The sequence below is a fragment of the Salipiger aestuarii genome (genome assembly GCF_003259905.1).
Taxonomy (GTDB): Bacteria; Pseudomonadota; Alphaproteobacteria; order Rhodobacterales; family Rhodobacteraceae; genus Salipiger; species Salipiger aestuarii.
Genome location: NZ_QLMG01000091.1, coordinates 1 through 7,516 on the forward strand (window position 1 = coordinate 1; position 7,516 = coordinate 7,516).

6 protein-coding genes and 2 pseudogenes are annotated in these 7,516 nt (G+C 64.4%); 3 read left to right on the plus strand and 5 right to left on the minus strand.

What is annotated here, in order from left to right; all coding sequences use genetic code 11:
• Both ATI53_RS24155 and ATI53_RS22265 read right to left on the minus strand, forming a co-directional pair.
• Window positions 1-226 (minus strand): annotated as a pseudogene (locus tag ATI53_RS24155) (IS6 family transposase); the annotation flags it as partial.
• Between the two features lie 64 nt (window positions 227-290).
• Window positions 291-814: pseudogene (locus ATI53_RS22265) on the minus strand (IS5 family transposase); the annotation flags it as partial.
• A gap of 129 nt (window positions 815-943) precedes the next feature.
• Here ATI53_RS22265 and ATI53_RS22270 point away from each other — a divergent pair.
• A complete protein-coding gene (locus ATI53_RS22270) occupies window positions 944-1,993 on the plus strand; it encodes a DUF2793 domain-containing protein (RefSeq protein ID WP_111551411.1) in 1,050 nt (349 codons plus the stop codon).
• A gap of 38 nt (window positions 1,994-2,031) precedes the next feature.
• On the opposite strand, the gene ATI53_RS22275 is transcribed toward ATI53_RS22270, so the two are convergent.
• Together ATI53_RS22275 and ATI53_RS23530 are read right to left on the minus strand one after the other, a co-directional pair.
• On the minus strand, window positions 2,032-2,739 hold the full coding sequence (locus ATI53_RS22275) for a sulfotransferase (protein ID WP_170134652.1): 708 nt from the start codon (window positions 2,737-2,739) through the stop codon (window positions 2,032-2,034).
• 16 nt (window positions 2,740-2,755) lie between these two features.
• Window positions 2,756-3,541 carry a hypothetical protein gene (locus ATI53_RS23530; RefSeq protein WP_009504493.1) on the minus strand — a complete coding sequence of 262 codons (786 nt, stop codon included), beginning with the start codon at window positions 3,539-3,541 and terminating at the stop codon, window positions 2,756-2,758.
• 352 nt (window positions 3,542-3,893) lie between these two features.
• Here ATI53_RS23530 and ATI53_RS22280 point away from each other — a divergent pair, with 352 nt between their 5' ends.
• Both ATI53_RS22280 and ATI53_RS22285 read left to right on the plus strand, forming a co-directional pair.
• The gene (locus tag ATI53_RS22280) at window positions 3,894-4,976 is read left to right on the plus strand and encodes a sulfotransferase domain-containing protein (protein ID WP_111551413.1); all 1,083 of its coding nucleotides are present in this window, start codon (window positions 3,894-3,896) and stop codon (window positions 4,974-4,976) included.
• Window positions 4,973-6,628, plus strand: a complete 1,656-nt coding sequence (locus tag ATI53_RS22285) for a glycosyltransferase (RefSeq protein ID WP_111551414.1) — start codon at window positions 4,973-4,975, stop codon at window positions 6,626-6,628. The genes ATI53_RS22280 and ATI53_RS22285 overlap by 4 nt, the downstream gene beginning before the upstream one ends.
• Before the next feature lie 124 nt (window positions 6,629-6,752).
• On the opposite strand, the gene ATI53_RS22290 is transcribed toward ATI53_RS22285, so the two are convergent.
• The gene (locus ATI53_RS22290; RefSeq protein WP_009504496.1) at window positions 6,753-7,328 is read right to left on the minus strand and encodes a hypothetical protein; all 576 of its coding nucleotides are present in this window, start codon (window positions 7,326-7,328) and stop codon (window positions 6,753-6,755) included.
• Window positions 7,329-7,516 lie beyond the last annotated feature (188 nt).

Genomic DNA, 7,516 nt, shown 5'->3' on the forward strand with positions numbered 1-7,516 from the left:
GCCCGCGCCACGAGCGGTGCGCGCCATAAGCCCGTTTGCGGATCCCGGGGCCGAACTTGCGAACCCGGCGATGGATCGTAGAGGCATCGACCGTCACCCCGCGCTCGGCCAGCATGTCGCGCACATCCCTGCATGATAGCGGGTAGCGACAATACCAGCGCACTGCCATCAGGATGATCTCACGAGGAAACCGGTGCCGTTTGAACGGAGTCTTACGCTGCCTCATCGGCTTCTTCATCATCGAAAAAGAGAATAAGCTACTAATTCATCAAGTTAATGCACTGGACCCCTGCCAACAGAACACTCGGCCTGGGAAAGTTGTCGGCCGTGACCAGAGCGAACCCCGGATAGTCCGATATCTGGCCCGGCGTGATCTCCGTCCTCATGGGCAGGCCCGCTGCATTTACGCGGAGGTGGATCTCGGTCGTGAAGCCTCCACGAGAACGACCCAAACCCTGACGCGGGATCCCCCTTGTGGGCCTGCTGCCTGATGATGGGCGCGGATGACAGTGCTGTCGAGCATTTGCAGGGCGTCAGGCACGCCCTCGCTTTGGTTCAGGGCCTCCATGATCTCTTCCAAGAGCCCCGCCAGCGTCCATCGTCGGAACTGCCGGTAAACACTCGACCATTTTCCGAACTCTTCGGGCAGGTCCCGCCATGGGGCACCCCTGCGTGCAATCCGGAAAATCCGAACAGGAACAAGGTGATGGTTGGTCGGTTTGCGCCCTTTCGGGGCGCGGACGGCCAAGGTGAACCGTTCAAGGAACGCCCATTCCCCGTGCGACATCAGGTCTCGTGCGGCGCCGGTCTCCATCGCAGAATGAGCCGCGCTTCAAAGCGCGCTCACAGCTCACAGCAACGCGCGGTGCCCGAGATCTTTGTTAAGGCTTTGGAAGGATTGTCGCTCGGGCAATGACAAGATGTCCTGACCTTCGGAGGAACGATGAGCGAGATAACCCCGCGGCTGGGCCTGCCCTGCATTCAGCCCTCGCAGGCCCAGAAACATGTCACCCATAACGAAGCCCTGACCCAGCTTGATACGCTGGTGCAGATGCGCGTCGAAAGCTTTGGGGCCGTGACGCCGCCCACGGCCCCTGATGCGGGCGAAACCCATGCGCTGGGAACAGGCGCGACCGATGCCTGGGCCGGGCATGATGGCCAGCTTGCCACATGGGACGGCGGCGCCTGGACCTTTCTTGTTCCGCTCGACGGCTGGTGTGCCTGGGGCCTGGCCGAGGGCGAGTTGCGCAGCTGGACCGGCAGTGCCTGGACGGCGCTTGCGGGGGGGATTTCCGGCGACAGCGTGGCGATGCTGGGCATCAACGCCAGTGCCGACACCACCAACCGTCTGACCGTCAGCGCCGATGCCACGTTGCTGAACAATGCCGGCAGCGATCACCGGCTGGTGCTGAACAAGGCCGCCGGCGAAGATACCGCCAGCCTGCTTTATCAGTCGGGCTGGACCGGGCACGCCGAGATGGGCCTGGCCGGAGACACGGATTTTCATCTGAAAGTGTCAGCGGATGGCAGCGCCTGGACCGAGGCGCTGGTGGTCGATGCCGCCACCGGACATGTCAGTGGCGCGGCGGTGCAGGACTCGGCTACAGACACCACTCCGGGACGGCTGGCGCGGGCGGATCATGCCTATGGCCCGGGCAATCTTGTGGGAACGGTGACGCAAGCGGGCGGCATTCCGACCGGGGCGGTCATCGAAAGTGGCTCCAACGCAAGCGGCGCCTATGTGCGTTATGCGGACGGCACGCAGATCTGTAGCGCCACGGTGACCACCTCGGGGTCCGGGGCGACTGTCTGCGCCTGGGCGGCGCATTTCGTGGCGGGGCCGCGGGTGACGGTGTCGGGCAAGGGGTCGGCGGCGATCATCGCGACCAGCAGCGCGGCCAGCGAAACGGGCACCGATCTTTATGCCTTTAACGCGGGGGGCGGACAGGCCTCTGCGGAGGTCGAGGTCATCGCGATGGGCCGCTGGTTCTAGGCTGAAAACGCAATTCGCGCGGCGGGTCTGTTCCGCCGTCAGCGCCCGCCCGGCGTTCGGGCATGATCGAGCGGTGTGTTCAGCACCCGCTCGATCATATTTGCATTCATCTCTTCGCCAAGGAAATCGAACAGCGTTTGCAGCGTTTCGGGGGCCTGCACATAGGTGTCGTACTGCACTTGATGGCAGATCCTCGGGTGGCGCGCCACGTAGTTTGAAAACAGCGTTTCCGCCGCCGACAGTTCGGCCTGCACCGCCTTGGGGTCCATGTTCGCCCACCAGCCCGAACGGCTGACCGCCGCCAGATCGCGGGTGTTGAACACGAAGCGGGTGCGGGGGAAAAACTGCCGGATGAAATCCAGCGTCGGGCCAAACAGGCGCGGGTGCAGGTGAAAGCGGATTTCCTTGAACCCCGACACCCGCGTGCCCGGATCGGGCCGCAACACCATCCGGGCAAAGGTCGCGGCCAGCGCCTGGCCGTATTCGGTGGGGTCGACCTTTTCCGCACCGTAAAACGGGTCTTCGGGGGACGTTTCGCGCCCCGCCCTGCGCGCCCCGCGCATCGGTTCGGACCCGTTCACCGCCTGCCAGCTTTGCGCCAGCGGCAGGATCGCGTTGTTGTTTTCGCCCCGCACCTGATAGCCGGGGATCGCGTTCAGGATATTTTGCAGCAGGGTCGACCCGGATCGCCCATAGGTGATGACGAAGACATATCCGCCGGGGGGGTGCGCAAAATCGCTGGGCATGAGGGGTATTCCGGGATTACAGATCTTGTTTGGCCCCAGAGTGACACAGCTTGTCCAGAAGGGCCACGGCCTGCGGATAGCCGGGCACATGACCGGCGATGTCTTCGGACCCCTGTTTCTGGCTGGCATCGAACCAGCGCAGGGCGCGCGCATCGGGCGCGACCCTGGTGCCAAGCTCGGCGGCAAGGCGGCGCGCCTCGTCGGGGGCGGATTTGCCCGGCCCGTAGATGTCTTCGAACCGGCGACGGCTGTGGGCGATGCCGTCCTGGTCAAGCTGGCGGATCACCCGCGCGAGGCGGTAGCGATCCTCGGTCACCCGGCGGCGGACATTGACGGGGTCGATGGGTTTGGGCTGTAGGCGCCCGGCGCGGATCTCGGGGTAGATCCGCCGCGCCTCCACCCCGCCCCAGGCCCCTGTCGACAACGCCAGAAACAACGAGCGCAGCCGGCGCGCCTCGTCGCCGCGGGTATACAGCAGAACCGCATAGCCGCGCGCGGCGCAGGCGCGGATCAGCTCGGCGGTCAGCGCGGGCGGCACCACGTCAAAGCAATGCTTGATGTTGGGGCGTTGCGCCGGATCGTCCCCCAGCGCCGCGTCGATGCCCGCGCGCAGCGCCTCGGCATCGCCGCTGTCGCGAAAGGCGCGGGTGACATGGCCAAACGTTCGGTCGATGTTGAACGGTTCGTGTTCGATGCTGGGAAAGGGCGAGATTTCGGCCAGAAACGCGGTCAGCGACGTCCCCCCGGTGCGACGCAGCGTCAGGATAAGCCAGGGTCGTTCCGGCATGGGTCGTTCCGGCATGGGGTAATGTCCTTTCCCAGGGGGTAAAGCGCCCGGACAGGGGCCGCCGAAAACTGTTGCGCGCAGACAAACCGCCTTCTGTGCGCAGGGTCAAGCCACCCCGGCTGTCCGTTCCCGACCGCAAGGGGCGGTCCGCGCCCGATCCCGCCACCCCGGCGCATCCGGGACCAAAGATGCCGCGCGCAAGGGCCCGTTCGCCGCCATCCGCTCACATTGTTCACCATCTGGCCTGCATTGGTCCGCACGGCTTGACCCCTGCCTGCATTCTGCGGCACAGACGGTCAAACAATTTCGCACAAGGGGCCAGGTCAGGCAGCCCGCGTACGACAAGGGTCAACAAGAACCGGAAGACATGGCAAAGACGCTTATTCTGCACATCGGCCACTACAAGACCGGAACGACCGCGTTGCAGGTCTTTTTTTCCCAAAACACGCGGTTTCTCCGGAATCAGGGGATCGAATATCCCGATCTGTGGATGCACAATGCCAAGCATTCGGATTTCGCGTTCTCGATCCTGAAGGCCGCGGGCATCAGCGGGCCGCTGATGTTCGATTACGCCGACGAAACCTCGCCCCGGCAGATGTGGGGCATGCTGATGGACCACGTCCGCCACAGCCCCGCCGACACGGTGCTCATCAGCTCCGAGGAACTGATGCGCATCGGGCAGTTTCCGGAGGCGGTGCAGATCCTGCGCGAGGTGCTCGGCAGGCGCCCCGACGGCATCGACATCAAAATCGTCGCCTATCTGCGCGACCCGCAGTCGCATATGCTGTCCTGGTATAACCAACTGATAAAGATGAACATCCCGGTATCGGATCTGGAAACCGCCCTGGGGGGCGAGATCGAGGACATCCATTTTGACTACCGCCGCGCACTGGAACCCTGGATCGACATCGCCGGCAAGGACAACGTGCTGCTGCGCCCGTATCGCAACGACCCCGGCGATCCCAACGCGCTGCACCGCGATTTCTTTGCCGCGCTGAACGTCACGCTGCCAAAGGCGCTGCAACGCAGCCAGCCCGACCCCAACCCGCGGCTTGACGACCGCGTCGCCGAATTGTTGCGCCTGATGCAGAACCTTGGTTTTCCGCGCGCCAGCATCAATGCGGTGCGCAATCGGGCGCTGTCCTATCTCGCCACGCAGGACGCGCTGAAGGCCGAGATCGTTCGCCCGCTGGACGACATCCGCGCCCAAGCGCGCGACGGCCTGGACTGGCTGGCGCAGCAGGCAGACGGCAGCCTGCCGATCGACGCCTTCGCCGACCGCCTTCCCGAAGGCCGCCCGCGCGCGGAAATCGACCGCAACGTGCTGATCGGCTTTGTCTTTGCCGAATTCATCCAGTTGCGCCAGCGGGTGCAGAACTTTGCCATCCCCGAGCTTGCCCGGCGCATCGACGCGCTGGAAGCCCGGCTTCAGCAGAAGGAAGAGTCATGAGGATCCTGTTCTACAACTGGGTCGACTACCTCGACGACGAACGCCGTGGCGGGGGGGTGTCGATCTACCAGAAGAACGTGATCCACGCTCTGAACGCCGAAGAGGCGACCGAATGCCTGTTCCTGTCCTCGGGCATCTCGTATGATCTGCTGAACGACCGTCCGCGCTGGGAACAGGTCAGGCATGGCCCCACCGAAGACCGCGCCCTGCGCTTTGAAATCGTCAATTCGGGCGCGCTGGCCCCCGGCCACCATTCCTTTGGCGATCCCCGCCAGGTCGAGGACCCCGCCACCGAAGCGGCGTTTTTCGATTTCCTGCGCGCCAAGGGCCCGTTCGACGTGGTGCATTTCAACAATCTCGAAGGCATCCCGGCAGGCGTGCTGAAGCTCAAGGAGCATTTCCCCGACACGCGGGTGATCCTGTCGCTGCACAATTATTTCCCGGTCTGCCCGCAGGTGAACCTGTGGTACCAGGAAGAGGAAAACTGTCTCGATTACGAGAACGGGCGCAAATGCGTGACCTGCCTGCCCTACCAGCATGACCAGCGGGTGATCCGGCTGGCCAATGGCGTGGCCTTCAACCTCAAGAAGGCGGGCATCCGACCGGGGTCGCGCCTGTTCGATCGCGGCTTCGGTCCGGCGATGCGGGTGGCCAACCGGCTGGTGCGGTTCTGGGCGCGGCGCATCCGGCGGTCGCGGCCCGCCTCGCTGACGCCGGCGACCGCACCGCAGCGCGCCCCCGGTCAGGTGCTGGAGCGGCTTGAAGCGCGCAATGCGAAATTCGCCAAGCGCCGCCGCGACATGGCGACCCTGATCAACACCCATTGCGACAGCGTGCTGTGCGTGTCCCATCGCGTGGGCGAGGTCGCCGCGCGCTATGGCATCGCGCCCGATCTGCTGGAAACCAGCTATATCGGCACCCGCCACGCGGATAAATTCGCCCAGACCCGCCCCGCCGTCACGCTGCTGGGCGATGACGGGCTGCTGACCATGGGCTATCTGGGCTACATGCGGCGCGACAAGGGCTTTTTCTTCATGCTCGAAGCGCTTGAGGGCATGCCCGACGCGCTGGCCGCGCGCATCCGTCTGGTCATCGCCTCGCGCCGGGCCGATGCCGAGACGATGGAACGGGTCGTGGCGCTGAGCGAACGGTTCGCGTCGGTGCAATATGCCGACGGCTACGCCCATGACCAGCTTGATGCGCTGCTCGACGGGGTCGGCGTGGGGGTGATTCCGGTGCTGTGGGAAGACAACCTGCCCCAGGTCGCGATCGAAATGCACGCCCGCCACATTCCGCTGCTGACCTCGGATCTGGGCGGCGCCCAGGAACTGGGGGGCAGCGCCGACATGCGGTTCACATCCGGAGACATCGACGATTTCCACGCCCGCGTGCAGGCCATGCTGGACGGTGAAATCGACCTGTCGCAATACTGGTCGGGCGCGCTTGCGCCCTATTCGATGGAAAACCATCTGGCAGAGCTGCATCAGGTCTATGCCTCGCCGGTGCGCCCCATTGGCATGCTGCCATCGGCACCGGGGGCCGACCCCGAGCTGGGCCGCGACCTGCGCCCGGTTGAGAGCATTGACGATAACGGGCCGGTCGGCGCCTATGAGATCGAGCCGGGCGAAATCAACGAAACCCAAGATCCTTGAGCGTCAGGGAATATGTCCCCAGCCACCTCTGGTTGCTGTTTTCAAGCAACTATGCCTTGGTTTGCGGCAGGTTGCGTAGCCGTTCAGGCGACTTGCTAAGTGGCGTAGCCCTTCAGGCTACTTGCTAAGTGGCGTAGCCCTTCAGGCTACGACGCCCCGCGCGCATCCCGGCTTCTGGCGGGATCACCATCAAGCGCAGGTCATGCAGCACCAGACTGGTGCGCGGACGTGGAAGCCGCAGTACCAATGTGTGCCACGCCTCGGCTCCGGCCATCGGTTGGCCCGCATCCACATCGTGCAGCAGGCTGATCACGCGGCGTCCCGCGCGCAGCGCCAGCGGTTCGGAAAGCTCCGTGTCCAATACCTCATCCTCGCGCCCCGACCGGACGAACGCGGCGATTTCGCGCGCCTCAGCGCTTTCGATATCGGCCACCAGGCCCAGCACGCTGCCCGGTTTAAGGGTACCCGCGCCCAACACCAGATTCAGCACCCACCAGCTTGGCGTGCCGCTGACCGCCGCATCGATCTGTAGCAACATGCCAGCGGTCGATGCGATCTCGCCCTCGATCTTGCCATTGGCGCTGTCCCAGCTGGGATAAACATCCGGCCAAGGGGCATCCTCGGTCAGCGGGCCGGAAAACGTCGCCGCGCGCAGCCCCGTCAAGCTGTGTGCCAATGTGTCGCTCAGGGTATGTGCCATGCCGGTTCCCCTTTGGAATTGACGTTCGGCCGATCTGGCATGCCGCAGCGGGCTTGTCCAGATCGGTACCCCAAGGGCCCGGTTTTGCAGGACTAGGCTCAGGATCCATTGATTTCAGCCTGAGTAGATGATTCATCACTCGAAAAAGCGAGCGGTGACATGTCTGATCTCTTCTGGCTGAGCGACAC